General features: G+C 42.2%; 2 pseudogenes. Both read left to right on the plus strand.

Annotated elements, in window-relative coordinates:
• Positions 1-238, plus strand: a pseudogene (locus tag J1785_RS00970) (hypothetical protein); the annotation flags it as partial.
• Positions 239-283: 45 nt separating this feature from the next.
• Positions 284-1340, plus strand: a pseudogene (locus tag J1785_RS00975) (lipase family protein); the annotation flags it as partial.

The following is a 1340-nucleotide window of genomic DNA, read 5'->3' on the forward strand; positions in this document are numbered from 1 at the left end:
TCTTAATGTTTCTATTATATTCTCGGTTATTGTTCTAGTTAAGAAATGGAAAGGGGTTAATTTTCTAATTTATTTGCAAATACCTTTCCGCCTGTTATTGCTCACGCCATCGTTGTCTTTTCTTCCCTGGCTATTCAAAAGCCTCGGTATTAGCAGTGTGCTAGTTTTAATTTTAGCAGTCATTGTTTCAGAAATGATCAAAGTATATTCATTAAAAGTTGCACAAAAAAGCGTTTAGAAATGAAACGGAAATTACAATAACAAACATGGAGCGACATAATCTATGGCAACGCAACAGGCATACACTTCGGCATCTCCTAAAAATCATGATGCCTATACTGGTAAGCAGAAACCCTATTGGGTTGAAATACAATTGGTAGACGAAGAAGGAAAAGCCGTCGCCAATATGCCATGGCAGGCAGAAAACAGCGCAACGCCAGGAGGTTATGAGAAAGAACTCAACGGGACCAGCGATGCAACTGGCCTGATAAGAATAGAGCCTCGCTATGGCAGCGAACTAAGATTATTTATCGATGCCCAACCGCTGGTTAAAGAGATGGAACAACGCTCACTGCGGGTTAGCCGTGCACCCAATGATTCTACCGTACGCAATGATGCTGAGGAAAACGGGCATATCTGGCACTACGCGGTTATAGGTGAATTATGCCGGACAGTACCGGATATTGAACGGCGAGACGGTGAGCCTTTTCCGCCTCCATTCCATTTCCCTGCAGATAAATCACTTAAAGGTTTTAAAATAAGAACCAATGAGCTTGAACAACGGCATGTCATTGAGATTTGTCCTTTCAGAGCCTGGGAACTGGTTTTGCATCATCAGAAAGATTATTCTATGGCGAATGCCATTAATTTAGGGGCCGCAGCGTCACTGGCCTATGCGGATGATAGTATGTTTGACACGGCTTCAATTAGCCGCTTCTTCCTGACTCAATGCCAGGATTTGTTTAAATTACCGCAATTGCGCAAAGGAACTTATATCACGAACACGCTGGCTCATGATGTTCCTTTCAGCGAGCGTTATCATCCCCCAGTTTTTATGGATACTTCGAGAGATACATCGGGAGGTTATGGTGAGAATGGTGAAGAGAAACCGTCAATTGCAGGAAATGGCGATACACAACTTTTTTACGCTTATAACAACGATAAAATGATTATATCGTGGAGAGGGACTGCAGGTTTATATGATGTTGGAACAGATTTAGTATTTCGCCCCGTTAATACTGAAACTTGCGAGATAAATAAAGTACAATGCGCTACGCTATTCCCAAAAGGGAAAGTGCATGAAGGATTTTGGAATGGATACAGTAGAATTGGGGCTAAGT

It is taken from the genome of Rahnella perminowiae, from assembly GCF_019049755.1.
Taxonomy (GTDB): domain Bacteria; phylum Pseudomonadota; class Gammaproteobacteria; order Enterobacterales; family Enterobacteriaceae; genus Rahnella; species Rahnella perminowiae.